The sequence below is a fragment of the Bradyrhizobium erythrophlei genome, assembly GCF_042430365.1.
Lineage (GTDB): Bacteria > Pseudomonadota > Alphaproteobacteria > Rhizobiales > Xanthobacteraceae > Bradyrhizobium > Bradyrhizobium erythrophlei.
Window position 1 is genome coordinate 45,831 of the sequence record NZ_JBHMET010000229.1, and the last position, 26,538, is coordinate 72,368.

General features: G+C 65.2%; 26 protein-coding genes and 1 pseudogene. 15 read left to right on the forward strand and 12 right to left on the reverse strand.

The window, feature by feature from the left end; all coding sequences use genetic code 11:
- Positions 1-1,086, forward strand: coding sequence for a COX15/CtaA family protein (locus ACFFWD_RS32625; RefSeq protein ID WP_376972452.1), 1,086 nt, complete (start codon positions 1-3; stop codon positions 1,084-1,086).
- Positions 1,087-1,090: 4 nt separating this feature from the next.
- Here the strand turns inward: ACFFWD_RS32625 and nadC are convergent, their stop codons facing one another.
- The 8 genes from nadC to ACFFWD_RS32665 all read right to left on the reverse strand — a co-directional run bounded on the left by nadC (position 1,091) and on the right by ACFFWD_RS32665 (position 8,965).
- Entirely contained in the window at positions 1,091-1,942 is an 852-nt protein-coding gene (gene nadC / locus ACFFWD_RS32630) for a carboxylating nicotinate-nucleotide diphosphorylase (protein WP_376972454.1), read from the reverse strand.
- Positions 1,939-3,489, reverse strand: coding sequence for an L-aspartate oxidase (locus tag ACFFWD_RS32635; protein WP_376972456.1), 1,551 nt, complete (start codon positions 3,487-3,489; stop codon positions 1,939-1,941). The genes nadC and ACFFWD_RS32635 overlap by 4 nt, the downstream gene beginning before the upstream one ends.
- The gene (gene nadA, locus ACFFWD_RS32640; protein ID WP_376972458.1) at positions 3,486-4,472 is read right to left on the reverse strand and encodes a quinolinate synthase NadA; all 987 of its coding nucleotides are present in this window, start codon (positions 4,470-4,472) and stop codon (positions 3,486-3,488) included. Before nadA ends, ACFFWD_RS32635 begins: the two co-directional genes overlap by 4 nt.
- Before the next feature lie 54 nt (positions 4,473-4,526).
- The gene (locus tag ACFFWD_RS32645) at positions 4,527-5,483 is read right to left on the reverse strand and encodes an NUDIX hydrolase (protein ID WP_376972460.1); all 957 of its coding nucleotides are present in this window, start codon (positions 5,481-5,483) and stop codon (positions 4,527-4,529) included.
- A 14-nt stretch (positions 5,484-5,497) separates the two neighbouring features.
- On the reverse strand, positions 5,498-5,896 hold the full coding sequence (locus tag ACFFWD_RS32650; RefSeq protein WP_376972462.1) for a hypothetical protein: 399 nt from the start codon (positions 5,894-5,896) through the stop codon (positions 5,498-5,500).
- Positions 5,897-6,019: 123 nt separating this feature from the next.
- Positions 6,020-7,300: an O-acetylhomoserine aminocarboxypropyltransferase gene (locus ACFFWD_RS32655; protein ID WP_376972464.1), complete on the reverse strand. Its 1,281-nt coding sequence runs from the start codon at positions 7,298-7,300 to the stop codon at positions 6,020-6,022.
- A 149-nt stretch (positions 7,301-7,449) separates the two neighbouring features.
- Complete coding sequence (locus tag ACFFWD_RS32660; protein WP_376973060.1) at positions 7,450-8,034, reverse strand: CoA-binding protein; 585 nt, start codon at positions 8,032-8,034, stop codon at positions 7,450-7,452.
- 106 nt (positions 8,035-8,140) lie between these two features.
- Positions 8,141-8,965, reverse strand: a complete 825-nt coding sequence (locus ACFFWD_RS32665) for an enoyl-CoA hydratase (protein ID WP_376972466.1) — start codon at positions 8,963-8,965, stop codon at positions 8,141-8,143.
- 70 nt (positions 8,966-9,035) lie between these two features.
- On the opposite strand from ACFFWD_RS32665, the gene ACFFWD_RS32670 reads away from it, so the two are divergent.
- The 6 genes from ACFFWD_RS32670 (at position 9,036) to ACFFWD_RS32695 (ending at position 12,699) form a co-directional block, all read left to right on the forward strand.
- Positions 9,036-9,464, forward strand: a complete 429-nt coding sequence (locus ACFFWD_RS32670; protein ID WP_376972468.1) for a PaaI family thioesterase — start codon at positions 9,036-9,038, stop codon at positions 9,462-9,464.
- Positions 9,465-9,619: 155 nt separating this feature from the next.
- Positions 9,620-10,084: a 50S ribosomal protein L13 gene (gene rplM, locus ACFFWD_RS32675; RefSeq protein WP_376972470.1), complete on the forward strand. Its 465-nt coding sequence runs from the start codon at positions 9,620-9,622 to the stop codon at positions 10,082-10,084.
- Positions 10,084-10,560 (forward strand): 30S ribosomal protein S9, encoded by a 477-nt coding sequence (gene rpsI, locus ACFFWD_RS32680; protein ID WP_376972472.1) that lies wholly within the window; start codon positions 10,084-10,086, stop codon positions 10,558-10,560. Before rplM ends, rpsI begins: the two co-directional genes overlap by 1 nt.
- Before the next feature lie 237 nt (positions 10,561-10,797).
- Positions 10,798-12,012, forward strand: a complete 1,215-nt coding sequence (locus ACFFWD_RS32685) for a GGDEF domain-containing protein (RefSeq protein ID WP_376972474.1) — start codon at positions 10,798-10,800, stop codon at positions 12,010-12,012.
- Positions 12,013-12,057: 45 nt separating this feature from the next.
- On the forward strand, positions 12,058-12,300 hold the full coding sequence (locus tag ACFFWD_RS32690; RefSeq protein WP_376972476.1) for a hypothetical protein: 243 nt from the start codon (positions 12,058-12,060) through the stop codon (positions 12,298-12,300).
- Between the two features lie 102 nt (positions 12,301-12,402).
- Positions 12,403-12,699: an antibiotic biosynthesis monooxygenase family protein gene (locus ACFFWD_RS32695; protein WP_376972478.1), complete on the forward strand. Its 297-nt coding sequence runs from the start codon at positions 12,403-12,405 to the stop codon at positions 12,697-12,699.
- Positions 12,700-12,706: 7 nt separating this feature from the next.
- Here the strand turns inward: ACFFWD_RS32695 and ACFFWD_RS32700 are convergent, their stop codons facing one another.
- Positions 12,707-13,840, reverse strand: coding sequence for an AI-2E family transporter (locus tag ACFFWD_RS32700; RefSeq protein WP_376972480.1), 1,134 nt, complete (start codon positions 13,838-13,840; stop codon positions 12,707-12,709).
- A 152-nt stretch (positions 13,841-13,992) separates the two neighbouring features.
- Between ACFFWD_RS32700 and ACFFWD_RS32705 the strand changes: the two genes are divergently transcribed.
- The 5 genes from ACFFWD_RS32705 to ACFFWD_RS32725 all read left to right on the forward strand — a co-directional run bounded on the left by ACFFWD_RS32705 (position 13,993) and on the right by ACFFWD_RS32725 (position 20,839).
- Positions 13,993-14,688 (forward strand): hypothetical protein, encoded by a 696-nt coding sequence (locus ACFFWD_RS32705; RefSeq protein WP_376972482.1) that lies wholly within the window; start codon positions 13,993-13,995, stop codon positions 14,686-14,688.
- Positions 14,689-14,855: 167 nt separating this feature from the next.
- Positions 14,856-15,626: a gamma-glutamyl-gamma-aminobutyrate hydrolase family protein gene (locus tag ACFFWD_RS32710; RefSeq protein ID WP_376972484.1), complete on the forward strand. Its 771-nt coding sequence runs from the start codon at positions 14,856-14,858 to the stop codon at positions 15,624-15,626.
- 1,070 nt (positions 15,627-16,696) lie between these two features.
- Positions 16,697-16,948 (forward strand): hypothetical protein, encoded by a 252-nt coding sequence (locus ACFFWD_RS32715; RefSeq protein WP_376972486.1) that lies wholly within the window; start codon positions 16,697-16,699, stop codon positions 16,946-16,948.
- Positions 16,949-17,369: 421 nt separating this feature from the next.
- Positions 17,370-19,676 (forward strand): PAS domain S-box protein, encoded by a 2,307-nt coding sequence (locus ACFFWD_RS32720; protein WP_376972488.1) that lies wholly within the window; start codon positions 17,370-17,372, stop codon positions 19,674-19,676.
- Between the two features lie 95 nt (positions 19,677-19,771).
- The gene (locus ACFFWD_RS32725) at positions 19,772-20,839 is read left to right on the forward strand and encodes an extracellular solute-binding protein (RefSeq protein ID WP_376972490.1); all 1,068 of its coding nucleotides are present in this window, start codon (positions 19,772-19,774) and stop codon (positions 20,837-20,839) included.
- Positions 20,840-20,969: 130 nt separating this feature from the next.
- Here ACFFWD_RS32725 and ACFFWD_RS32730 read toward each other — a convergent pair whose 3' ends face one another.
- The gene (locus ACFFWD_RS32730) at positions 20,970-21,947 is read right to left on the reverse strand and encodes a GlxA family transcriptional regulator (protein ID WP_376972492.1); all 978 of its coding nucleotides are present in this window, start codon (positions 21,945-21,947) and stop codon (positions 20,970-20,972) included.
- A gap of 150 nt (positions 21,948-22,097) precedes the next feature.
- Between ACFFWD_RS32730 and ACFFWD_RS32735 the strand changes: the two genes are divergently transcribed.
- The gene (locus ACFFWD_RS32735) at positions 22,098-22,361 is read left to right on the forward strand and encodes a tautomerase family protein (RefSeq protein WP_376972494.1); all 264 of its coding nucleotides are present in this window, start codon (positions 22,098-22,100) and stop codon (positions 22,359-22,361) included.
- Positions 22,362-22,429: 68 nt separating this feature from the next.
- On the opposite strand, the gene glnA is transcribed toward ACFFWD_RS32735, so the two are convergent.
- Entirely contained in the window at positions 22,430-23,839 is a 1,410-nt protein-coding gene (glnA, locus tag ACFFWD_RS32740; RefSeq protein WP_376972496.1) for a type I glutamate--ammonia ligase, read from the reverse strand.
- 152 nt (positions 23,840-23,991) lie between these two features.
- Positions 23,992-24,330 carry a P-II family nitrogen regulator gene (locus tag ACFFWD_RS32745; protein ID WP_044542445.1) on the reverse strand — a complete coding sequence of 113 codons (339 nt, stop codon included), beginning with the start codon at positions 24,328-24,330 and terminating at the stop codon, positions 23,992-23,994.
- A gap of 354 nt (positions 24,331-24,684) precedes the next feature.
- Between ACFFWD_RS32745 and ACFFWD_RS32750 the strand changes: the two genes are divergently transcribed.
- Both ACFFWD_RS32750 and ACFFWD_RS32755 read left to right on the forward strand, forming a co-directional pair.
- Positions 24,685-26,184, forward strand: coding sequence for an NAD(P)H-hydrate dehydratase (locus ACFFWD_RS32750; RefSeq protein WP_376972499.1), 1,500 nt, complete (start codon positions 24,685-24,687; stop codon positions 26,182-26,184).
- Positions 26,185-26,242: 58 nt separating this feature from the next.
- A pseudogene (locus tag ACFFWD_RS32755) lies at positions 26,243-26,535 on the forward strand (type II toxin-antitoxin system RelE/ParE family toxin).
- The last annotated feature ends 3 nt before the right edge of the window (positions 26,536-26,538 follow it).

Consider the following 26,538-nt stretch of genomic DNA (forward strand, 5'->3'; position numbering starts at 1 on the left):
ATGGCCGGTATTTCCGCAAAGACATCGCAGCTCCGCGCCGTCAGGGTGTGGCTGTTTTCGGTCGCCGCCCTGATCGTGCTGATGGTGCTGGTCGGCGGCGCCACGCGGCTGACCGAATCCGGACTGTCGATCGTGGAATGGAAGCCCGTCACCGGCGCGCTGCCGCCCCTGACGGAGGTGCAATGGGCCCAAGCGTTCGAGGGCTACAAGGCCATTCCGCAATATCGCGAGCTCAATGCCGGAATGACGCTTGAGGAGTTCAAGACCATCTTCTGGTGGGAGTGGAGCCATCGGCTGCTCGGCCGCGTGATCGGCGCCGCCTATCTGCTGCCGTTCCTGTACTTCCTGTGGCGCGGCGCGGTGAGTGGCGAACTGGGGCGACGGCTGTGGCTGATCTTCGCCCTCGGCGCGCTGCAGGGCGGCGTCGGCTGGTGGATGGTCGCCTCGGGCCTGTCGCAGCGCGTCGAGGTGTCGCAATATCGGCTGGCGACGCACCTCGTGCTGGCGCTTTTGATCTTCGCCGCGATCGTCTGGACACTGCGGCGGCTGACGGAGCGTCCGCCCGTGGTCGCGTTGGCGCGGTTGAAGATCACGAGCGTGGTGCTCTTGGTGCTTACCTTCGTGCAGCTCTATTTCGGTGCGCTGGTCGCGGGCCTGCGCGCGGGCAGGGTCTACAACACCTGGCCCGGAATTGACGGCGCGTTGATTCCTTCGATCGATCGGCTGCTGTTCGAGACGCCGTGGTGGCGCAATTTGTGCGACAATACGCTGACCGTGCAGTTCGAGCATCGCATGACCGCCTATCTGCTGTTTGCGCTCGCGGTCGTGCACGCACTCGGCGCCCTCCGTTCACGCGCCGGCCGCGCCGTAATCTCCGGCGCGTGGTGGCTGGCCGCGGCGATCACGGTGCAGGCGACGCTCGGCATCCTGACGCTGCTGCACCAGGTGCCGATCGATCTGGCGCTGACGCACCAGGCGGTGGCGATCGTCGTGCTGACGCTCGCCGTCCTGCAGGTCGAGCGGTTGGCCGCGCGGCGGACCGAGCGGGATCAGCCGACGCTCGTGCCCGTCGGCCAGCACGGCTGACCGGCTAGGACAGATAGTCCAACCCGATATCGAGCGCCGCCGAGCTGTGCGTTACCCACCCGACCGAGATCAGGTCAACGCCGGTGGCAGCGATGGCCGGCGCAGTCGCCGCGGTGATGCGGCCGGAGGCTTCGGTGATCACCTTGCCATCGGCCATCTTCACCGCCTGCGCAAGCTGCTCGATCGTCATGTTGTCGAGCAGCACGGCGTCGACCCCGAGCGACAACGCCTCGTCGAGTTGCGCCAGCGTATCGACCTCGATCTCGATCTTGACCATGTGACCCGCGTTCGCCTTCGCGCGTTGAATGGCCGTTGCGATGCTGCCCGCGATCGCGATGTGGTTGTCCTTGATCAGCACCGCATCGTCGAGCCCGAAGCGGTGATTGCCGCCGCCGCCGGCGCGAACCGCATATTTTTCAAGGGCACGCAAGCCGGGCGTCGTCTTGCGGGTGCAGACGATCTGCGCGCTTGTGCCCTTGACGGCTCTGACGAGCGTCGCGGTCGCGCTCGCAACACCGCTGAGATGGCAGAGGAAGTTGAGCGCGGTCCGCTCGCCGGTCAGCAGGCCGCGGGCCGGGCCGTCGATGGTCGCGATGACCTGCCCGGGCTCGACCGCGCTGCCGTCTGGCCGCTCGGCGCGAAGGTTGATGTGCGGCGATACCGTCTGAAAGGCGCAGCGCGCGACGTCGAGCCCGGCGACGACGCCGGTCTGGCGTGCTCGCATCTCGAGCCTCGCCTGCTGGTTGGCAGGCACGATGGCGTCAGCGGTGATGTCGCCGGCGCGGCCGAGGTCTTCGAGCAGGGCGGTTCGCACCAGCGGCTCGTACATCAGCGGCAGCAATGGATTGAGGGTCATGACCGGGCACTCCTGACTGACATCGTGGATTCGATGATCTCGCGCGCCGCGCCAAGCGCCTCGGCGAGCGAGAGCGAGGATGGGACAGCCTGGGGCAGGCTGTCCGGAAAATCGCTGCGGAAGTGGCCGCCGCGGCTTTCCTCGCGCCGGTAGGCTCCAACCGCAATCATCAGGCCGACCTGCGCCGGATCCGATGCGGCGCCGTGGCTGCGCGCAAGTGGGTAGAGGTTATGGATCGCGCCTTCGATCCCGTCGCGGTCGCGCAACACGCCGAGCCCTTGCGTCAGGATCGGACGAACGGCCGAGGGATCGGCAGCCGGCGCAATGGCCTCGGCTTGCAGCATGACTCGCGGACCTGCCGTGACGCCGCCGACATCGGCGGCGACCCAGCGCGCACAGACGATCGCTTCCATCAGCGAATTGCTGGCGAGCCGGTTTGCGCCGTGCAGCCCGGTGCGGGCCGCTTCGCCGCAGGCCCACAGGCCGTTCACCGTGCTGCGTCCTTCGCCGTCAACGGCGATGCCGCCCATGTGGTAGTGGACCGCCGGCCGAATCGGAATCGGATCGCTGATGGGATCGATGCCCGCCATTTTGCAGAAGGCGCTGATCACGGGATAGCGCTGTGCGAAATCGGCGCCAGGATGTTTGCGCGCATCGAGGAATGTGCGGTGCCCCGCGGCGCGGTGGTGCCAGACGGCACGCGCGACGATATCGCGCGGCGCAAGCTCGGCGCCGGGCTGATCGGCCATGAAGCGCCGGCCCGCCTCGTCGATCAGCACGGCGCCGTCGCCGCGGATCGCCTCGGTCAACAGCGGCATCGGCCGCGACGGTCCGTCGAAGGCGGTCGGATGGAACTGGACGAATTCGAGATCGGAGAGTTCTGCGCCGGCATGCGCGGCAAGCGCAAGCCCCTGGCCGAAACATCCGCCCGGATTGGTGCTGTCGGCGAACAGCCCACCGATCCCGCCGGTTGCGATCACGACGCGATTGGTGATGATGGTCAGCGCGCCGCGGTCGCTTGCCGCCAGCACGCCCCTGATGGCGTGATCCTCGACAAGCAGCCGGCGCGCCTCGACGCCTTCCAGCAACGTGATCGACGGTGTGCGCCGGACGGCCGCGATCAGGGCGCGCATGATCTCGCGCCCGGTGCCGTCGCCGGTGGCGTGCAGGATTCGATTACGGCCATGCGCGGCCTCGAGCCCGAGACAATAGCGTCCGTCGGTGCGCCGATCGAACGCGACGCCGAGCTCGACAAGGCGCTCGACCGCCGCCGGCGCGTCATGGACGATCCTGCTTGCTGCGGTTTCGTCGCTCAGTCCGGCGCCGGCTGCGATCGTGTCGGAGAGATGCAGGGCAGGGGTGTCGTCCTCGCCGACGGCGGCGGCAAGCCCGCCCTGCGCCCACATGCTGGAGGCTTCGGCGCCCAACGGCGACTTCGACACCAGTACCACCGGCTCCGGTGCCAGTTCAAGCGCGGTCATCAGCCCGGCAGCGCCGCCGCCGATGATGACGGGGCGGCCGTTCAGATTGGAAACGTTGGTGCTCATACCGCCAGCATCCTTTCGACAGCCTGCCGTGCGCGGCCGGCGACGGCGGGATCGATCGTCACCTCGTGCCGGTTCGTCTCCAGCGCGTGGCGGATGTTCTTCAGCGTGATCCGCTTCATGTGCGGGCAGAGATTGCAGGGGCGCACGAACTCGATATCGGGATGCTGGGCGGACACGTTGTCGCTCATCGAGCATTCCGTCAGCAGCACGACGTGCGCCGGACGTTTCGTCTCGACGAAGTCAGACATCGCGGCCGTGGAGCCGGCGAAATCGGCCTCGGCGACCACCTCGGGCGGGCATTCCGGATGTGCTAGGATGGTGATGCCGGGATGATCCTCGCGGATCTGCCTGACGTCAGCGGCGGTGAACAGCTCGTGCACCTCGCAGTGGCCCTTCCAGGCGATGATCTTCGTCTTGGTCTGGGCCGCGATGTTCTGCGCCAGATATTCGTCCGGCAGCATGATGACGCGCTCGGCGCCGAGAGACTCGACGACCTTCAGTGCGTTGCCGGAGGTGCAGCAGATGTCAGATTCGGCCTTCACTGCGGCCGATGTGTTGACGTAGGTCACGACAGGCGCGTCCGGATAGCGCGCACGCATCAGCCGCACGTCCTCGGCGGTGATGGAATCCGCGAGCGAACAGCCGGCCGCAAGATTGGGGATCAGCACGGTCTTGGCGGGGTTCAGGAGCTTTGCCGTCTCGGCCATGAAGTGCACGCCGGCGAGCACGATGATGTCGGCATCGACCTTGGTCGCTTCGCGCGCGAGCAGAAGGCTGTCACCGACAATGTCGGCGACGCCGTGGAAGATTTCCGGCGTCTGGTAGTTGTGCGCCAGCACCACGGCGTTGCGCTGGCGTTTCAACGCGAGGATCGTGTCGACGTCCTCGGCGAAGGTGGCCCATTCGAACGGCGGGATGACGCGTTTGACCCGCTCATAGAGCGGTGCGGTGCGGGCGAGAAGCTCGGCGTTGGCGGCGGCCATTTATACTCTCCTTGAGCATAAGATGGCTTATACTTATCCTGAGCATAAAGCCTGTCAAGTGCGGGAGAGCGGGAGCTTGGTACCGGCGACGGCCCGTTCGGCCAGGACGGCATGGCGGAAGCGGAACAGCTTGGCCGGCCGCCCGACCGCCTCGGTGGCGATTGCGCCAGTCTCTTCAACGAGTTCCTGCTGCTCGATGAGCCGGCGGAAGTTCTGCTTGTGGACCAGCCGGCCTGCGAGCGCCTCAACACTGCGTTGCAGCTGCAGCAGGGTGAACTCGGCCGGCATCAGCTCGAACACCACGGGGCGGTATTTGATCTTGGCGCGCAACCGCGCAATCCCGGTGGCGAGGATGCGCCGATGATCCGAGGTCATCGGCTTGCCCGGTACGATCGCCGCCTCGCGGCCGTTGTCGCGGACGGCCTCCGGAATGAGCGCGGCTTCGTAAAGCGTCTCATAACGCTGCAGGACCAGTTCCTCGTTCCAGTCGCGGCCGTCGAGGCCGAAATTGATGGCGCAGCGCTGCCAGCGCTCGCGCTGCAACGTCGGCGAGGACGCCGATTTCGCCCACGCCTTGAGCCGCGGCGTCAGCACCTTTGTGAGCATGGGGGGCGGACCTGCACGATGATCTTCCCACGGGAAGTAGTCGTACCAGCCGGACCAGTGTGCCTCGAAACCCTCGCCGACGCGGTCCTCGCGGGTGAGGCCGAGATAGCTGATGGAGATGCTCGGCGGCGCCTTGACATCGCCGGCGCGGCCGCGATCGGCGAAGGTGTAGAGCTGCTCGACATAGCCGAGCGGGTGACCGGTCTGAGCCTCGACCCAGGCCCGCAAGCCCGTCTGCAGCGAGCGGTGGGCGAATTCGAACGGGCCGCTTGGCAGCGCGCTGCCGCCGGCGATGGTCATGATCTTCGGTTCGCCCTCGGTGACGGCGACCAGCACCGCGACGAGGTCGGCGGTGATCGCGTTTCCCGCACGCGGAGCGCTGATTGTTTGCGGCGACCGTGCCAACCGTCTCGTCCGCGCTAGCAGTAGCCGTAGACGCCGCAGGCATACGGTAGGCGATCCCAGTAATGCACATAGGCGCCGCCGTAATAGGGGCCGTCATAGCTGTAGGAATGGGTCGTGCCGTAATAGCCGGGAAGCGTCGACGATCCCGGCAGCAACGGCGTGCCGCGGACCCACGGAATGTACGGCACCGCGTTGAGCGGGATCACCTCGGGTTCGACGACGAGCTGGCGTCCGTGCCTGACATAGGCGGGAGTGATCGTCGTGCGGTAGGCGTAGTGCTTGTGCGGCAGGCCTGGCGGGAGCTGGCGGGCGGCGCGATGCGCAGCGCGCTTGGTGGCCGTCGGGCCGTCGGCGGCGTCGGCCGGCGGAATCGCTGATAGCGCGACCGCAAGCGGCAATATCCAGCGCAGCATCAATGCCCTCCCGAATCGTCCGGAGCCAATCAATGCCATTTTATGCCGGAATGAGCGTTAACGAGAGGCTTGTTCTATCAGCCAAATGTCCGGGGCGACGCGGCGCGCCGCCCCGGACAGGGATCAGGCGCTGAGCGCCTGCTCGAGATCCGCGATCAGGTCTTCCTTGTCCTCGATGCCGATCGAGAGGCGGACTACGTCGGGCGCCGCCCCCGACTTCACCTTGGCGGCATCGTCGAGCTGGCTGTGGGTGGTGGAGGCCGGGTGGATCACCAGCGAGCGGGTGTCGCCGACATTGGCGAGATGCGAGAACAGCTTCAGGTTCGACACCAGGTTGACGCCGGCGTCGTAGCCGCCCTTGAGGCTGAAGGTGAACACCGCGCCCGCGCCCTTCGGAGAATATTTGCGCTGGAGTTGGTTGTACCGGTCGCCGGGCAGGCCGGCGTAGTTCACCGCCGAGACCGCCGGGTGGCCGGCGAGAAATTCGGCGACCGCCTTGGCATTGTCGCAGTGCTTCTGCATGCGCAGCGGCAGCGTCTCGATGCCGGTCAGGATCATGAAGGCGTTGAACGGCGACAGCGCCGGGCCGAGGTCGCGCAGGCCGAGCACGCGGCAGGCGATCGCGAAGGCGAAGTTGCCGAACGTCTCCTGGATCTTGATGCCGTGATATTCCGGGCGCGGCTCGCTCAGCATCGGATATTTGTTGTCCTTCGACCAGTCGAAGGTGCCGGCATCGACGATGATGCCGCCGAGCGAGTTGCCGTGGCCGCCGAGGAATTTCGTGAGCGAGTGCACGACAATGTCGGCGCCGTGATCGATCGGCTTGATCAGGTAGGGCGTCGCCAGCGTGTTGTCGACGATCAGCGGCACGCCGGCCTTGCGCGCGACCGCTGCGATCGCCTCGATATCGGTGATGCTGCCGGCGGGGTTTGCGATCGACTCGATGAAGATCGCCTTGGTATGCGGCGTCACCGCGCGCTCGAAGGTCGAGATCTCGTCGGGATCGGCCCACGCGACGTTCCAGCCAAACGCCTTGAAGGCGTGGGTGAACTGGTTGATCGACCCGCCATAGAGCTTGCGCGCCGCGATGATTTCGTCGCCGGGCCGGAGCAGCTGCTGCAGCACCACGAGCTGCGCGGCATGGCCGGAGGCAACCGCAAGCGCCGCCGTGCCGCCTTCGAGAGCTGCGACGCGCTCTTCCAGCACCGCATTGGTCGGGTTGCCGATCCGCGTGTAGATGTTGCCGAACGCCTGCAGGCCGAACAGCGAGGCGGCATGGTCGGCGTCGTTGAACACGAATGACGTGGTCTGATAGATCGGCGTCGCCCGCGCGCCGGTGGTGGGATCGGGCTGCGCACCGGCGTGCACGGCGAGGGTGGCAAATCCCGGAAGACGATCAGTCATTCGTTAAGTCCTGTCTGGCTTGGTCAAAAACGCGCGGCATGCTGATGGCAGTGCGCTCCGTCGTCAAGGCAGGTCGGAAAGCCATCGGCGGGTTTGAAACCGCGTGCTTCGTTAGAGTACGTGATCGAAACAATTATTCCGCAATTGCGTCAGTTCGTCTCGGTTCTGTTTTTCGCGGCGCGGTCGGAGGCTGCGGTCTGGCCGCCGCCGAAGCTCGTGCGATTGAGCGACAGCCGCATACCCTGCGTCGGAATCGGCGCGCGCTTGGAGGAGAGCGTTCGCGAATTGACGCCCATCCAGGAAATCTCCGATGACAGCCGGCCATATTCGATCTTCGGACATCGGTTCATCACGACCTTGAGGCCGGCGGCTTCCGCCTTCTCGGCGGCCGCATCGTCGCGCGCGCCAAGCTGCATCCAGATCACCTTGGGCGGCGGCGACAGCTGCAGCGCCTCGTCCACGACAGGCATGATGTGGCTCGAATTGCGGAAGATGTCGACCATGTCGATCGGGCGGCCGATGTCGGCGAGTGAGGCCACGAACGGCTTGCCCATCAGTGTCTTGCCGACATGGCCGGGATTGACCGGGATCATGTCGTAGCCGCGTTGCGCGAGATATTTGAACGCGAAGTAGCTCGGCCGCACATTGACAGGCGACGCGCCGACCATCGCGATCGATTTCACGTTGTTGAGGATGCTGCGGATGTAATTGTCGTCGTAGGCGTCGTGGTTCATCACTCGTCTTTTCCAATTGCGTCATTGCGAGGAGCGAAGCGACGAAGCAATCCAGACTTTCTTGTTGCCCGATGGATTGCTTCGCTTCGCTCGCAGTGACGGGAGACTATTTATCCTGCCACTTCGGCTCGCGCTTCTCGATGAAGGCGCCGATGCCTTCCTCGGCGTCGCGCGCCATCATGTTCTCGGTCATTACCTCGGCCGCGTAGCGATAGGCCTCGGCGAGGCTCATTTCGGCCTGGCGGTAGAAGGCTTCCTTGCCGAGCTTGATGGTGTAGGCGGATTTCAATGCGACCTTTTGCGCGAGCGCAATCGCGGCGTCGCGCTCGGTGCCCGCAGGCACCACGCGGTTGATCAGGCCGATATCTTTCGCGGTTGCCGCCGCGATCGGCTCGCCGGTGAGCAGCATCTCCATGGCCTGCTTGCGCGGCACGTTGCGCGACAGCGCCACCATCGGTGTCGAGCAGAACAGGCCGATGTCGACGCCTGGTGTCGCGAAGGTCGCTGCCTCGGACGCGACCGCCAGGTCGCAGCTTGCGACGAGCTGGCAGCCGGCCGCGGTCGCGATGCCCTGGACGGCCGCGACCACCGGCTTCGGCAGATGCACCACGGCCTGCATCATCGCGCTGCAGGCGTTCATGATCTGCGCGAAATAGGCGCGGCCGCGATCGGGATCGCTGCGGCGCGCCGTGAGTTCCTTCATGTCATGGCCGGCCGAGAAGGCCGGGCCGTTCGCCGCGATCACGACGCCGCGGATGCCCTTGTCGCCGGCGATCTCTTTCAGAGCACCGTGCAGTTCCGCGATCAGGCCTTCGGAGAGACTATTGCGTGCCGCGGGGCGATTGAGAGTCAGGACCGCGATACTGCCCACGGTCTCGCGCAGCAGGATCGGGGATTGCGGCGCTTGCACGCGGGCGGCTTGGGCAGACATGTCGAAATTCCATTTTGGCGTCTGTGACAACTTAATGTAACAGGCAGGCTGAAGCGAGGGCAGGGACGGCATGGCAATTGCGAAAATGAGCGTGGCTGATCTGGAGGAGTTCCTGCGCCGGGAATTCCCGCAGGCGTTCACCTATGACGACATCAAGATCGAAAGTGCCGACGGCCAAACCAGCCTTTTGCGGCAGCGCTTCAGCGAGCGCATGCTGCGTCCCGGGGGCACCGTATCGGGGCCGACGCTGATGGCGCTGGCCGATTTCGCGATGTATGTGGTGCTGCTGTCGGCGATCGGCCCCATCGGCCTTGCCGTGACGACCAATCTCAACATCAATTTCCTGCGCAAGGGCCAGCCGGGCCAGGACGTGCTCGCGGTGGCGAAACTGCTCAAGCTCGGCAAGCGGCTTGCGGTCGGCGAGGTCAACCTGCTGTCCGGCACGTCGCCCGATCCGATCGCCCATGTCACGTCGACCTATTCCATTCCAAATCAATAGGCTTTTTTCTGGTATCTTTATACCATATTTACAAGCCATTGTTTTTATTGATATAATTTGCGCGCACGGGCGTTGACGCGCGCCGCGGGCTTCTTTAGAAAACCGCCCAGTTCGGCGCACGCGGCGCCGATTTCCTTTTTTCACGGATTCCACACATGAGCACGTTCTCGGCCAAGCCCGCCGAAGTGACGAAGAAGTGGGTGCTGATCGACGCCAAGGGTCTGGTCGTCGGCCGTCTCGCCACCCTCGTCGCGATGCGTCTGCGCGGCAAACACCTGCCCACCTACACCCCGCATGTCGATTGCGGTGACAACGTCATCATCGTCAATGCCGCGCATGTGGTGCTGACCGGTCGCAAGCGCGACAACAAGGTCTACTACAAGCACACCGGCTTCATCGGCGGCATCAAGGAGCGCACCGCGAAGCAGATCCTCGAGGGTCGCTTCCCCGAGCGCGTCGTCGAGAAGGCGATCGAACGCATGATCCCCCGCGGCCCGCTCGGCCGCATGCAGATGGGCAATCTGCGCGTTTATGCCGGTGCCGATCATCCGCATGAAGCCCAGAATCCCGAGAAGGTCGATATCGCTGCGATGAACCGCAAGAACACGAGGGCCGCATAATGTCCGACACCATGCAGTCCCTCGACCAGCTCTCGCAGCTGAAGACGGCCGCGCCCGACGCGCCGAAATACGTCAAGAAGGTCGACAAGTACGGCCGCGCCTATGCCACCGGCAAGCGCAAGGACGCGGTCGCCCGCGTCTGGGTCAAGCCAGGCTCCGGCAAGATCTCGGTCAACACCCGCGAGTTCGAAGTTTACTTCGCCCGCCCGGTGCTGCGCATGATGATCCAGCAGCCGCTGGTCGCAGCCGCGCGCAACGGCCAGTATGACGTGATCTGCACCGTCGCCGGCGGCGGCCTCTCGGGCCAGGCCGGTGCGGTCCGCCACGGCATCTCGAAGGCGCTGACCAACTTCGAGCCCGAACTGCGCAGCGTCCTCAAGAAGGGCGGCTTCCTGACCCGCGACTCGCGTTCGGTCGAGCGCAAGAAGTACGGCAAGGCGAAGGCGCGCAAGTCGTTCCAGTTCTCGAAGCGCTAATTCGCGCGATAAACTTCGCGGCAATTGCCGTAAAAATGGAACTAAAAAGGGCGCTGAGAAGCGCCCTTTTTGCTGCCTGTTTGGAACTGAATTAGCGCAGTTTTTCCCGAAAACTTGGCAATGCGCGCAAACGAAATTGGAACTCGCACCCCCTAGCGTGAGAATTCGCAGTAGCGCTGCATCACACTTTAACAATTGCGCCTGCGAACGTCGCATCACACAGGCTGGGGTGAGCTCATGTCGTTCGATACGTCGACACTTTATTTGTTCGCTACCATGGTCGCGGGCATGCTCGGCGCCATGCTGTTTTATTTCGGCAAGCAGGAGAACATTCCTGCCTTGAAGTGGTGGGGCACCGCCTATCTGCTTGGCGCATCGTCGGTCGCGCTGTGGACGGTCGGCGGCGCGGCGCTCGGCGCGCCCATAATGCTTGCGCTCAACGCGGTCGGCTACGCCGCCTGCGGCCTGGTCTGGAACGCCTCGCGCGTGTTCCACGGCCGCAAGCCCAACCTGCCGGGCATCACGCTCGGCCCGATCGTCTGGGTCGCCGCGGCGACGATGGTGCCGGACCCCGCGATCCGCCTGACCATGGGCGCCGCGATCGTCGCGGTCTATGCCGCGCTGACCGCCGCCGAATTGTGGAACGAGCGCCGCCGCGCGATGCAGCGGCGCTGGCCCGCGATCGTTGTGCCGGTCGCGCATGGCTGCGTGCTGATGCTGCCGATCCTGCTCGGCGCCGCCCTGCGGCCGCATGACGAGCATTTCGCCACCAGCTTCTGGGTCACGATGTTCTCGGTCGAGCTCGTGCTGTACGCCATCGGCACCGTGTTCGTGATCTTCATGATGGTGTCGGACCGCGCGGTGGCCGTGCACAAGACCGCCGCCTCGGTCGACCCGCTGAGCGGCATGCTCAACCGCCGCGGCTTCTCCGAGGCCTGCACGCGGGTGATCGAGCGCGAGGCCACGGCCGGCCGCCCGGTCACCGTGATGATCTTCGACATCGACCATTTCAAGTCGATCAACGACCGCTTCGGTCATCCCGCCGGTGACGAGATCCTGAAACTGTTCGCCACCGTCGTGGTCAACAATCTCCGCATCAGCGACCTCTCGGGTCGCATCGGCGGCGAGGAATTCGCAGCACTTTTGCCGTGTTCGCTGGAAGAGGGCGTTCTCGTCGCCGAGCGGGTGCGCGAAGCGTTCGAAGCCTCCGGCATCACCTGCGAGGAGGGGCCGGTCGACACCACCGTCAGCATCGGCGTGGCGGGCGGCCCCGCCGGCACCGAGCTCGAGGTGCTGCTGGCATCGGCCGACACCGCGCTCTATCAGGCCAAGCGCAGCGGCCGTAACCGTGTCGAGGCTGCCGAGGAGCTGCCGCTGTCGCTGGAGCACTGGCGGCGCAAGACCGCCGGCCTGCCGGCGTCGGCGCGGCACAAGCCGGCGATGGTGCAGTAATCGACGGTAACCATTGATTAACCATTCGGCTCCATCGTCTTTTCCATGGAGTCGATCAGCACACGTAACCCGCAAGCCGCCTTGATGTCGCTCGAAGCTGCCGCTGCTTCGGCGCGCGGCGGCTTTGCCTGCATGTTTTCCACATCGGACGAGTATGAGACCGCGCTGATCGCCGAGCGGCGCGCGCAGGGCCGCTACCGCTACGCCCAGCCGAAGAGCCGCTGGCCGACCGTGATGCTGCTCGGTTGCGTGCTGATGGTGATCGGCACGATCCTGTTGTTCCGCTAAGCGTCGGTGGGGTTTGGCCGGTGAGGGCGCCCGCGCGGGCGCCTTTTTCTTTTGGGCCGGCTGGGCTAGAGACGGTTGGTTCCAAGGAGAGACCAAAGCCCCATGATCACCGAAATCGCAATGATCGACGTCAAGCCCGGCACCGAGAAGGATTTTGAAGCGGCGGTGGCCAAGGCGCGTCCGCTGTTTCTGCGCGCCAAGGGCGGCAAGGGATTCGAGCTGCACAAATCGATCGAAAAGCCGCAGCGCTACCGCCTGGTGGCGAAGTGGGAGACGTTGGAAAACCACACCGTCGACTTCCGCGGCTCGGAGGACTTTACAGCGTGGCGTGCGCTGGTCGGCCCGTATTTCGCCGCGCCGCCCGACGTCGAGCACACCGAGACGGTGCTCACCACCTGAGGTAATCCTACGCGACTTGGGCAGCTGCTCCGTCCTCCGCCTTGAAGTGATCGATCATCACCTTGGCGATCGCCATCAGCGGCAGCGCCAGCGCCAGACCCCAGACGCCGAACACGACGCCGAGCAGGATCTGGAACGCAAACAGCGTCGCCGGCGGGATGTCGAGCGCCTGCCGCTGGATGATCGGCGTCAGGATGTAGCTCTCGAGCGCGTGCACGCCGAGGAACAGAATGAAGGCCGACAGCGCCGCGATCCATCCTGAGGCGAGGCTGGCCAGCACGACGATCAGTCCGCCGAGCAGGGCGCCCACGGTCGGGATAAAGGCGAGCAGGCCGGCCTGGATGCCCAGGATGAACGAACTTGGAATGCCGATGATCGCCAGGCCGATCCAGGTCACGAAGAACACCGCCGCCATGGTGATCATCTGCGCGATCAGCCAGCGCTCCAGCGTTTCGCCGATGCGGTCGACGATGACGGTTGCTTGCGCGCGATGCTTGGCCGGCATCATGAACAACAGTCCGGCACGGTAGAGGCTTGGCTGCGCGGCGAACGCCAGACCGAGAAACAGCACGATGAAGAAGTTGCCGACCGCGCTGACGGTCCCGAGCACGACCTTCAGCGTCTGGCCGAGGATCGCCCCGCCGCTGGAGGCGAGCGCGCCGGCGCCGGGCAGGTTGTGGGGCACGGTCGCGCCCGGCGTTGCCGGCTGTTCCGGCGTCGCGGAGTCCTGCTGGCCGGACAGGTTGCCGAAATCGAGATAGCTCGGATCGACGCCGTTGCGTTCGAGGAAGGCTTTGACGTTCACGAGCTGCGATTTGATCGTGTCGCTCAACACCGTCGCCTGCTGCGCGATGGTGGTGCCGCCGAGGAAGAGGATGCCCGACAGCATGCCGGCGAGCGCGAGGCAGACGATGGCGAGCCGCAGCGCATGCGGCAGCTTGGTGAGACGCCCGAGCAGCGAGGTCATGGCGTTGAGCGCGACGCCCAGCAGCATGCCGGCGAACAGCAGGAACAGCGTCGCGTTGAAATGCCAGGCGAATGTCAACAGCGCGGCGAACAGCACGATGCCGATGCCTCCGACGGCGATCGCCCATGCCAAGTCGTTGCGGGCCCGCAGGCGATTGTCTGCCGAATCGATCACGGTGATTCCCCTCTCGCGCCGGTGTCCGGGCCACACTGTCGTGAAAACGCCGCCGGGATCAAGCCGCGGCGTCGCGCCGGTTTGACGCTGGCGCGCCGCTCGTGCCAAGCGAGACGACACAAAAAGTGGGACCGGGACGGCGAGGGCGCGGCATGATCTTGAAGTGGTTCGGGCCGTTGGCGCTGCTCGCTGCGCTCGTGATCGGCGACCAGATCCGGATCAACCGTCCCGGCCATAAATATCGCCTGTCGGTTGAGGTCGAGACGCCGGAAGGCATCAAGTCGGCAGCGAGCGTTCTCGCCGTCCATCCCGACCGCGGCTATAGCCGCGGTGGCCATACCCGCACCGCGGGCGATGCGGTCTATGTCGATCTCGGCGCCGGCAAGAACCTGGTCGCGCTGCTTGCCCATGTCGACAAGGCGATCGACCTCGACGACATCAACTACGTGGCGCTGCGCGCCTATTCCGCTGCTGGCGGCAAGCGGGTGTCGTTCAACGAGATGAGCAAGCTCTCCGGCGTGGTCCCCGTGACCGGCAAGCTGATCCCGGTGCTGGTGACGTTTGCCGATCCGGCCAATCCGGGCAGCGCCCGGACCGTGTCGCCCGACGACAGCGAGGCGGCGCTGGGCACTGGCTATCGGCTGCGCGCGCTCGCCGCCGAGGTCGTGCCGAACGGATACTGGCCGCTCGATTTTGGCGGTGCGCTGGGCGAGCCAGTGACGCGCGGGATCGCGGCAAGGCTGCCCTGGCTCGGCGGGAGCGGCGAGGGTGCCGGGGCGGCGCTGAAGGCCGCCGGTGTTCCCGGTGAGGAGACAATCGACGCCAGGGAGGCGTTTGCGCGCAAATAGCCGCTTTTCGCGCCATCGCGGCGCCCGGCGGCGGGGCGGCCCCGCCGTCCTGCAGGGCTGCATGCCCCCAGGCGCAGACATAAAATGTTGATCCCCGGGGAACTCGCAGGCATGATTATCTCGGAATCGTTCCCAACTGAGAAAATTCATTGCGCGAGACGTGAATAATGAGACGGCCCGTGGTCGGCGTGATCGGAAACGCCCATCGCATTGAAAATCGTTTCGCGGTTCAGATGGTCGGAGAGCGCAACCTTCGCGCAGTGGCCGAGGTGTCCGGCGCCGTGCCGCTGATGTTCGCGGGTAGCCCCGAGATCACCGATGTCGCGGCATTGCTCGACGTGGTCGACGGCGTGGTCCTGACCGGCGCGCGCGCCAATGTCCATCCGACACGTTTCAACACCGAGCCTTGCGCTGCGCATGAGCCTTACGATCTCCATCGCGACGACGTCGCGCTCGCGCTGTCGGAAGCCTGCGTCGCGCGCGGCGTGCCGATCTTCGGCATCTGCCGCGGCCTGCAGGAGATGAACGTCGCGTTCGGCGGCTCGCTGCATCCTGAAATCCGCGAGATTCCCGGCCGCATGAACCACCGCATGCCTAGGCTCGAGAACGGCGAGATCCATCCCGACCCGAGGGTGGTGTTCGCCGACCGGCATGACGTGACGCTCATCCCGGGCGGCGCGTTTGCAAGAATCCTCGGCCGCGAAACCATCCGCGTCAACTCACTGCACGGGCAGGGCATCCTCGAGCCGGGCAAGCGCGTCGTGATCGAGGGCGTCGCCGAGGACGGCACCATCGAGGCGATCCGCATCGCGGACGCGCCCACCTTTGCGCTCGGCGTGCAGTGGCATGCCGAATACGATCCGCAGCGCAACCCGATTAACCGCGCGCTGTTCGAAGCCTTCGGCGACGCGCTGCGCGAACGGCAGCGCGCGGCGTAGGCGCGCTTCACCTATCTCAGCACCGTCATCGCGACGGGCGGGTCGCGTGGACGGCCCCGCCGGTGGCCGTCGTGCTTCGAGACGGCCGCTTTGCGGCCTCCTCCAGCGACAAAGGCAAGGCCTTTGCGCGGGCATGACGGTGATGGAGGTACAAGCGCGGCCTCTCCAATCGTCGTCCTGGCGAAAGCCAGGACCCATAGCCACCGAAATTGGTTGGAGAGGGAATGTGGCCCCATCGTCGCGCAGCAATTGGCATTCGGGGTAATGGGTCCTGGCTTTCGCCAGGACGACATAGAAAGTGAGGCGCGATCGAATTTGAACTCCTCGCACGTCCGCGTTCTCGCGACATGATTTGTCCGAGCTTTGCAACTTCGTTGTCCCTCCTGGAGTACAGAGGGCGCAGGGAAAGCCGGGTGCCGATTGCACCCATGGGCCCTGTGCAACAAAAAGCACAGGGGTAGGACCACAGGTGAAACCGGAAAACACGCCGGCTTTCCCTGCGCGATGGTTTTACTAACCGGAAACTCCGGCTTTCCCTGCGCGATGGTTTTACGGCTTCCTTCGTGCTCTCCCCGGCGAGACGGGCTTGTTTGTCACCGTCTTCGCAAGGACGCTTCGCGTCTTGCGAGGAGACACCTGCCACTGGGGCGTCAGGACCACACGACTTCGCCGTCCGCTATCCACGCGCACTCGTCAGTTGCGCGCTCAGCGTCCACCGCATCTCGACCCAACACTCGTGACGATCGCGAAGCGCCCCTCAAGCGGGTGAGACGGACGATTTCATACACTGATTTATCCTTATGGAAAACAGAAATATTTCTTTCGCAGGGGCTTGCGCCGTCGGGCAAATCAGTGATTGTCCCTCATGACCCTCCACGTCATTCCGGGCGCGCCGCTTGGCGCGAGCCCCGGAATGAGGACAGGAGCGGCGGACTGCCTCACAGAAAAATGAGCTCGCCAGCTTGATCATGTCGGAATGAAACGCAGGGAGGGCCCGTCATGGCTGCGAGATGACGTCATGAATTCGCCGAAGGAGCCTTGAGCTGCGTCATCCTGGTGGAGAACGTTCGATGATGACAATCAAATGCCTGTCGGCCGGATTGATCGCGACACTCGTCCTCACGCTATCCGCCAGCGCTCACGAGAACGCCGTGGCTCGGCCGAACGTCGCAATGAAGGGCAGCGTGAACGTGTCCTCCCCCGTCCGTTGGGGGCACCTCAATGCCCGCATTCCCGCGCTGCACACCGGGGAATATGTCATACCGCCCCACGATGCGTCCGGCGGCGTCTGTGACCATGGCGACAAGGCGATGGTGTGCTGACCAGCGCAGACGCAAGCGAGCAGGTTGACGACGTGGGCGACCGCAGTCTTGAAGCCCGACGGCGCGGAGGCGACGCTGGGGTCGTAAATGACGTTGATCTGCACCGATGCCTCCCGGGGATGGCGAGCGACTTTGCGGGGCGCGCGGGCGACCCGGGGGGCGCCGACGACTGCACCAGGATACGCTAAGCTGGCGTCGGCGGCTTGGACTCCCCGGCGCCGGGGGCGGATCAATCGGCGTCGTCCCCGGGGCCGGGCAATCAGGCTCCGTAATTCTACGGAGGCGAAAATGGGGGATCGCCGGGCCGGATTCGGCTAAGTAACGGGCCGTGAAGCGCCGGATATTGCCCGGCGCTTGCGCTTCTCGCCGATACCTTCCTCCATCCGCTTCCGGTGCCGCTGATCACGATGAGTTGGTCGGGATGAATTTGTCGGGTCGCCTCGCGCTCGGGATGATGTTCCCTGTCGTCGCGACCCTGATCGCGCTCGGCTTCATCCATGGCTTCGCCTCGCCCGGCCTTCCGCTCGCCGCGGGCGCGATCGCCGTGCTCCTGGCGCTGATGGTTGCCATCATGATCGGCAGGTCGCTGTCGGTGCCGCTCGCGCGGATGACGCTGGCGGTGCAGGGCCTGTCGCGCGGCGAGCACGTCTCGATGCCGGTGAAGGGCGGCCGCGAGATCGCAGGCCTTGGCGCCGCGCTTGCCGAACTGTCGGCCCAGCTCGGCACCAAACAGAACCTCCTGGAGAAGACCGTCGAGAGCATTCGCGACCCCGTGGTCGTGGCCGACGAGACCGGGGCGACCGTCATCGTCAACGCGGCAGCGCGGAACCTGTTCGGCATCGCGCCCGGCTTCAACAGCCTGACCGGGGTTCGCAGCTTCCAGTGCTATTTCCCCGACGGCGAGACGCGGCTGCCGATTGCTGACTCGCCGCTGGCGCGTGCGCTGCGCGGCGAGAACGTCGACGATTTTGAGCTCATCGTGCGGCCACAGCCGCCGGGCAAGCAGGTCTTTCTTTTGGCCAATGCGCGGCCGCTGCGCGACGAGGCCGGTCATCTTCGCGGCGGCGTCTCGGTCCTGCGTGACATCACCGCGCGCAAGCTCGCGCATCAGGCGCTGGTCGAAAGCGAGCTGATGGCGCAAACCATCGTCAAGACGGCGCTCGACGCGTTTGTCCAGACCGACGAGAACGGATGCGTGCTCGACTGGAGCCCGCAGGCCGAGGCCATGAGCGGGTGGACCAAGTCCGAAACGGTCGGCTGCCGGGTGGTGGACCTGGTGTTTCCGGAGCCGCTTCGCGTGGCGCATCGCGAGCGGATCGGTCGCTTCCTGCAGGACGTCGCGGGCGGCGCGATGGGGATGCGCTACGAGTCCGCGGCGCTGCACCGGGACGGTCACGAGTTCTTCGTCGAGGTGTCGCTCACCGCGTTGCGGCGCGGCGACGGCTTCATCATCAACGCCTTCGTCCGCGACATCACCCAGCGGCGCCTCGCCGAGGAGCAACTGCTCCAGGCGCAGAAGATGGAGTCGGTCGGGCAGTTGACCGGCGGCATCGCGCATGACTTCAACAATATGCTGACCGTGATCACCGGCACGATCGAGACCCTCGCCGAGGGCGTCAAGGACACCCCGCATCTGGCCTCGATCGCCAAGCTGATCAGCGACGCCGCCGATCGCGGCGCGCAGCTGACGGCGAGCCTCTTGGCATTCGCCCGCAAGCAGCCGCTGCGGCCGGCCGAGACCGACGTCAACGGCCTGATCCGCGAAATCGTTCGACTGCTGTCGCAGACGCTGGGCTCGCAGATCGAGATCAGGACCGAGCTCGGCCGCGACGCATGGCTCGCGCTGGTCGACCGCAGCCAGCTCAGCGCGGCGCTGGTCAACCTCGCGATCAACGCGCGCGACGCGATGCCGGAGGGCGGGACGCTGACATTTGCGACCCGCAACGTCCAGCTCGGCATTCCCGACGCGGTGGCGCGCGGCGTCGAGCGGGCCGGCGACCACCTCGTCATCGACGTCGGCGATACCGGCACAGGAATTTCGCCGTCGCATCTGGAGCGGATCTTCGATCCGTTCTTCTCTACCAAGGAGGTCGGGCAGGGCACCGGGCTCGGCCTGAGCATGGTGTTCGGCTTCGTCAAGCAGTCCGGCGGCGGCATCGAGGTGAACAGCGAGATCGGGCAGGGCACGACGTTTCGGATCTACCTGCCGAAAGCCGACAGCGCCGGGCCGTATCTGCCGGCGCAGGACGACCTGCCGATCCGGGGTGGTCACGAGACCATCCTCTGCGTCGAGGACGACGCCCGGATTCGCGACTACGTCACGAACCAGCTCGAGCGCCTCGGCTACAAGGTGCTCGTCGCGGCCAATGCCGACGAGGCGCTGACGATCGCCAACCGCGGCACGGCGTTCGATCTCCTGTTCACCGATATCGTGATGCCCGGAAGCATGAACGGCCGGCAGCTGGCCGAAACGCTCATGGCTGGGCGCCCGACGCTTCGGGTGCTGTTCACGTCGGGCTACAGCGGCGGCGCGCTGCCGCTGCCGGGACGCACCGGGCACGGCATTCCGCTGCTGACCAAGCCCTACCGGCCCTCGGAGCTCGCCCGGATGCTGCGCCGCTGCCTCGACGTTGCCGTCGACCTCGACGGCGATCCTGTCCCGCTGCCTTACTCCGTGCAGCCGGATCTGGAGCGCTTCCTGCGCGACAACCCGCCGGCAGACAAATGAAGGGCGCCGCCGGCGCGATGCGGCGCGGCGCTTCTGCTATCATCCCGCGACAACAAGGCATGGCCGGGCCAACGGCCGGACCAGGGAGTTAAGCGATGCGGGGCCGCAAATGGTCGAGACGCGATCTGCTCAAGGCAACGGCTGCGTCGGCGGCCGGACTGGTGTTCGCCGCGCCGCTGCGGGCGGCCGCACCGCCGCCATCGACGTTGACGCCGGAGCTGATCGCGGCGGCGACGAAGGAAGGCAAGGTCTCGTTCTACTCCGCGCTCGAGCTCAACACTGCCGAGCGCCTCGCGCGGAGTTTCGAGCAGAAATATCCCGGGATCAGCGTCCGCGTTGAACGCTCGGGTGCCGAGCGGATCTTCCAGCGTATCGCGCAGGAGCAGGGCAGCGGCATCAACGCGGTCGACGTCGCCAACTCCACCGATCCCGCCCATTACCTCGACTGGAAAAAGAACGACTGGCTCGCGGCTTACGTCCCCGAGGACGTCGCGAAACATTTTCCCGCCGACCAGGTCGATCCCGACGGCATGCACGCAACCGCCTGCGCGTGGCTCGAGGTGATCGGCTACAACACCGACCAGGTGAAGCGCGAGGACGCGCCGAAGAGCTATGCCGACCTGCTCGATCCGAAATGGCTGGGCAAGATCGTCAAGGCCCATCCCGGCTACAGCGGTGCGATCCTGACCACGACGTTCGTGCTCGCGCGCGATCTTGGCTGGCCGTATCTCGAGAAGCTCGCGCAGCAGAGGGTGATGCAGGTGCAGTCGGCGGCAGACCCGCCGAAGAAGATCCTGCTCGGCGAGCGCGCGATCATGGCCGACGGCAACGACTACAATCTCGTGCTGCTCAAGGACCAGGGCAAGCCGGTGGAGGTGGTCTACCCTGCGGAAGGTTCGCCCCTGATCATCGTGCCGAGCGGCATCTTCAGGAGCGCGCCGAACCCGAACGCGGCAAGACTGTTCCAAAGCTTTTTGTTCAGCGCGGAGACCCAGCAGATGCTGGTCGACGTGTTCGCGCACCGCTCGTTCCACGCACAGGTGAAGGAGAAGGGCGAGCATGTGCCGCTGGCGAAGCTGAAGCTCTTGAAGGCCGATCCCGCCGAGGTGCAGGCGCAGAGCGAGGCGATCAAGGCGCGGTATTCGAAGCTGTTCCGGGTGTGAGGCCGCTGGGGGCGGCGACGGGGCTCATGTAGGATAGGTAGAGCGAAGCGAAACCCATCGTCATAGGTGCGAGGTGGCGTGATGGGTTTCGCTTCGCTCTACCCATCCTACGGGTTCTGATTCAATCTTGCTACGCCGCGCGCGTCGACCGCTGGGCGCGGTAGGCCTGCGGCGACAGCAAAGTGAGCTTGCGGAAGGCTTTGCGAAAACTGCTCTCGTCCTCATAGCCGGTGGCGCGGGCGATCGTCTTGATCGGCTGCGTCGTCGTCTCGAGCAGCGTGCGGGCGTGCTCGACGCGGCGGCGCATGATGAAGGCCTGCGGCGGCTCATGGGTCAGCTCGCGGAAGCGGCGGTTCAGCGTGCGTTCGCTCAGGCCCAGCGCATGCGCGAGGCGGCGGACCGTGATCGGCGTTCGGCCGGTGCGGCGCACCAGCATGTCCGCCTTCATCAGCATCGGATCCTGTCCGAGCATGTAGCCGAGTGGCATGAAGATCGCCTGCGTGCGCTGAGCGGTGTCGATCACGGCATAGTCGGCGCAGATTTTCGCGACCTCCGGGCCCTCGACCAGTTCGATCAGCCGCAGCAGGAGATCGACCCACGACATCGGGCCGGCCGCGCAGACCAGGCGGTCGGCCTGCGTGATCACGGCATCGGCAGCGAGATCGATCCTGGGATGGCGGCGGCGGAGCTCGCTTTGCAGCCACCAGGTGATGGTAGCGCGGCGATCGTCGAGCAGGCCGGCATTGGCGAGCAGGAGCACGCCGCTGCAAAAGGCACCGATCAGCCGCCCGTTCGCATGCTGCCGACGCAGCCAGGCGCCAACGCGATCATATTGCGGCTGCAGGCGCTGCGCGGTGAGATGATCGACGAGGCTGCCCGGCACGATGATCGCGTCGCAAGCCGTCCGCGTGCTGATGGCGCCGTCGACGGCAAGCAGCTTTCCGCCGCCCGCGCGCACCGCCTTGCCGTCGAGCGAGAGCGTTTGCCAGGAGAAGCGCGCCTTAACGCCGCGCAGCTGCATCACATGGTTGGCGAGGGTGAGGATGTCGGCGATGCCGACCACCGCCGACTGCATGCAACCTTCCAATGCGAGGATCGCGATCTTCATGGGACCTCCAGGGGCGGCATCCTAGCCGACCGGTGTAGCCTGACGGTGGCGGATATTGCCCGATCTCTGTCTGATCGGCCACTGCCTGATTGCGCCTTGCCGGTCCATCTTCGTTGCGTCGTTACAACCTCAGCAACGGAGAGAGAGACCATGCCTTACGTCACCATTTCCACCGTCCGCGGCATCTTCGATGTCGCGCAGAAGAAAGCGCTGCTCGAGCGCGTCACCGACCTCATGGTCGAGATCGAGGGGCAGGGCAACCCTGACTTCCGCCGCAACGTCTGGGTCAAGATCGAGGAAGGCGAGCCGGCGAGCTGGTCGCTCGGCGGCATGATCCCGACGTCAGAGATGATCGCCGGCGCCTTCGGCGCGATCGGCGAGGGCGGCCGGCGGGTTGCGAAGGCGAAGGCCTAAAGCGCCGGTACAAAAACAAAAGGCGCTTCCATCGGAAGCGCCTTTTGCATCTCTGAAGCCGTTTCGGCCTACAGCGAGTAGTACATCTCGAACTCGACCGGGTGCGGGGTCATTTCGAAGCGTTCGACCTCGGTCATCTTCAGCTCGATGAAGGAGTCGATGAAGTCGTCGTCGAACACGCCGCCGGCCTTGAGGAACGCGCGGTCCTTGTCGAGGTTCTCGAGCGCCTCGCGGAGCGAGCCGCACACCGTCGGGATCTGCTTCAGCTCCTCCTTCGGCAGATCGTAGAGGTCCTTGTCCATCGCCGGACCCGGATCGATCTTGTTCTTGATGCCGTCGAGGCCGGCCATCAGCATCGCGGCGAAGCCGAGATAGGGGTTGGCCATCGGATCGGGGAAGCGCACCTCGACGCGCTTGGCCTTCGGGTTCGCCGTATACGGGATGCGGCAGGAGGCCGAGCGGTTGCGCGCGGAGTAGGCGAGCAGCACCGGGGCTTCATAGCCCGGGACCAGACGCTTGTAGGAGTTGGTCGACGGGTTGGTGAAGGCGTTGATCGCCTTGGCGTGCTTGATGATGCCGCCGATGTAGTGCAGGCAGGTCTCCGACAGGTCGGCGTATTTGTTGCCGGCGAAGGTCGGCTTGCCATCCTTCCAAATCGACTGGTGGACGTGCATGCCCGAGCCATTGTCGCCATAGACCGGCTTCGGCATGAAGGTGGCGGTCTTGCCGTAGATATGCGCGACCTGATGGATGCAGTACTTGTAGATCTGCATCTGGTCGGCCATCAGCGTCAGGGTGTCGAACTTCATGCCGAGCTCGTGCTGGGCCGACGCCACCTCATGGTGATGCTTCTCGACCTTGACGCCCATCTTGGCCATCGCGCCGAGCATCTCCGAGCGCATGTCCTGCACCGAGTCCTGCGGCGGCACCGGGAAGTAGCCGGCCTTGGTGCGGATGCGGTGGCCGAGATTGCCGCCCTCATATTCGGTGGCCGAGTTGATCGGCAGCTCCGAGGAGTCGAGCTTGAAGCCGGTGTTGTAGGGCTCGGCCGCATAGCGCACGTCGTCGAACACGAAGAACTCGGCCTCGGGGCCGACGAACACGGTGTCGCCCACGCCCATCGACTTCACCATCGCTTCCGCCTTCTTGGCGATGCCGCGCGGGTCGCGGTTGTAGGGCTCGCCGGTGGTCGGCTCGAGCACGTCGCAGACGATGACCATGGTGGTCTCGGCAAAGAACGGATCGATCGTCGCGGTAACCGGGTCGGGCATCAGGCACATGTCGGATTCATTGATCGCCTTCCAGCCGGCGATCGAAGACCCGTCGAACATCTGACCTTCGGCAAAGGTGTCCTCTTCGATCATGCTGACATCGAAGGTCACGTGCTGCCACTTGCCGCGCGGATCGGTGAAGCGCAGGTCGACGTATTTGACGTCGTTGTCCTTGATCGATTTCAGGACGTCTTTGGCGGTCTTCATGAATACCCCTTTTGGCTTGACGGGACGGTTTCCAGCGGTCGGCGACTTTATTCCCGCTTTCGGCGAGTTCGTGTGACCGCTCAAACGAAATCAGGCTGCCGAAGCAGCCTTTTTTCTCTCAGCGTGTCGGAAAATGCGGGATAGCACCCGGCTCAAATAGCGTCCAGCCCGGATTCGCCGGTCCGGATGCGGATCGCTTCCTCGATGTTGGAGACGAAAATCTTGCCGTCGCCGATGCGCCCCGTTTGGGCTGCGCGGCGGATCGCGTCGATCGCTTTCTCGACCAATTCGTCGCCGATCACGATCTCGATTTTCACCTTGGGGAGGAAGTCGACGATGTATTCCGCACCGCGATACAGTTCGGCATGACCCTTCTGCCGTCCGAAGCCCTTGGCCTCGGTCACGGTGATGCCTTGCAGTCCGACCTCCTGGAGCGCCTCTTTCACCTCGTCGAGCTTGAAGGGCTTGATGATGGCTTCGATCTTCTTCACTGAGCGCCTCCCGGGCATTTCAGATTGCAGGGTCGTGTTCGATGCGCGTGGGGCGCAGTCTGGTCGGTTTTATGGCTTCCGGTCCGGGACCGGAAACACGCACAATGGTCGCATAGGGCGCCATTGCGAGCGGCTTCCTCAAAAGCAGGGTCTATGCCAAGTTGCTGATGACCCCGATTTGGGAATGTTATCAGCCTTTTAACAGGCAGTCGGCTGATATCGAACCGCAACGTGCATGATATCCAAGCCTATTGAATAGGCAAATAGATCAATCCTTATGCAATCGGTCACGGGAAACTCGGCGAACGCCACAGGAATTGCCTTTCGAAAAGGCGGACAGATTGAGGATTCGGCATGGACGTTCTGACCACCACCGAGATGGAGCGCGCCGACAGGCTGACGATCGCCGCCGGCACGCCGGGCTTTGCGCTGATGATGAGTGCAGGACAGGCGGTAGCCAAAGCCGCGATGGACTTGGTCGAGGAGGGGCCGATCGTTGTCGTTGCCGGCCGCGGCAACAATGGCGGTGACGGGTTCGTTGCGGCCGCCGAGCTTGCCGCGCGCGGCCGAGAGGTGTCCGTGGTGCTCTTGTGCGAGCGCGACAGTCTGCAGGGCGACGCCGCGCTCGCCGCGAAGGGGTGGAAATATCCGGTGCTGCCGTTCAACCCGCAGGCGCTCGGCAAGCCTGCGCTGATCGTTGACGCGCTGTTCGGCGCCGGGCTGAACCGTCCGGTGAAGGGCGATCCGCTCGAGATGATCGCGGCCATCAACGCCAACGGCGCGCCGGTGCTCGCCGTCGATCTGCCGAGCGGGATCAACGGCACGACCGGTGCGGTGATGGGCGCCGCCGTGCAGGCGATCGAGACGGTGACCTTCTTCCGCAAGAAGCCGGCGCATCTCTTGCTGCCCGGCCGGATGTATTGCGGGCGGGTGCGCGTCGCCGATATCGGCATCGATCCGCAGGTGCTCGACGAGATCAAGCCGCTGACTGCGGAGAACGTGCCGCAGGCCTGGCGCTGGTCGTTTCCTGTGCCGCGGATCGACGGGCATAAATATGCACGCGGACATGCAGTCGTCGTGTCCGGCGACATCGCCTCGACCGGTGCGGCGCGACTTGCCGCGCGCGGCGCGTTGCGCGCCGGCGCCGGGCTTGTGACGCTGGCCTCGCCGCGCGAGGCGCTCGCGGTCAATGCGGCGGCGCTGACGGCGGTGATGGTGCGCGCGGTCGACAACCCGATCCAGTTCGCCGAACTCTTGGACGACAGGCGGCTCAATGCCTGCGTGATCGGTCCCGGCGCAGGCGTCAGCGCCCGCACGCGTGATTTCGTCCACACCGCGCTTTCGGTGAAGCGCCATCTCGTGCTCGATGCCGATGCGCTGACGAGCTTTGCCGACGCACCGGACCGGCTGTTCGAGCAGGTCAAGGCGTCCGACGACCAGCATGTCGTGTTGACGCCGCATGAGGGCGAGTTCCCGCGCCTGTTCAGCGACATCTCGAACAAGCATCCCGGCCGCTCGAAGCTCGAACGCGTGCGCGCCGCGGCCGAACGCTCCGGCGCGGTGGTGCTGCTCAAGGGCGCCGATACGGTGGTGGCGTCCCCCGACGGCCGCGCCACCATCGCCGCCAACGCGCCGCCATGGTTGGCGACCGCCGGCGCCGGCGACGTGCTCGCCGGCATCGTCGCGGGCATGCTGGCGCAGGGCGTTCCGGCGTTCGAGGCCGCCAGCATTGGGGTTTGGATGCACGGCGAGGGCGCAAGCGAAGCGGGGCCGGGGCTGATCGCGGAGGATCTGACCGAGGTGTTGCCCGCCGTGTTCCGTCGTCTCTACGACGAGTTCGGGATTGAGTATTAGGGCAACACGTTGCCAGTCTCGGCTTGAATATTAAACACATGTAGTTTATAAACTACATGTGTTTGAGCTGAAGCAGACAGAAGCGTTTCGAAAGTGGCGCTTGCGGCTCAAAGACCACCGCGCTCGCGCGATCATTGCCGCACGACTCGATCGATTGGCTCACGGGCACGCTGGCGACGCCGAGCCGGTTGGCGACGGCGTCAGCGAACTCCGCATCCACCATGGACCGGTTACCGGGTCTATTTTCAGCGGCGGGGAGAAGCGATCATTGTTTTGCTTTGCGGTGGCGACAAGAGCACGCAGGCAAAAGACATCAAGACGGCGAAGCGTCTTGCCGCGGAAACGGAGTGAACG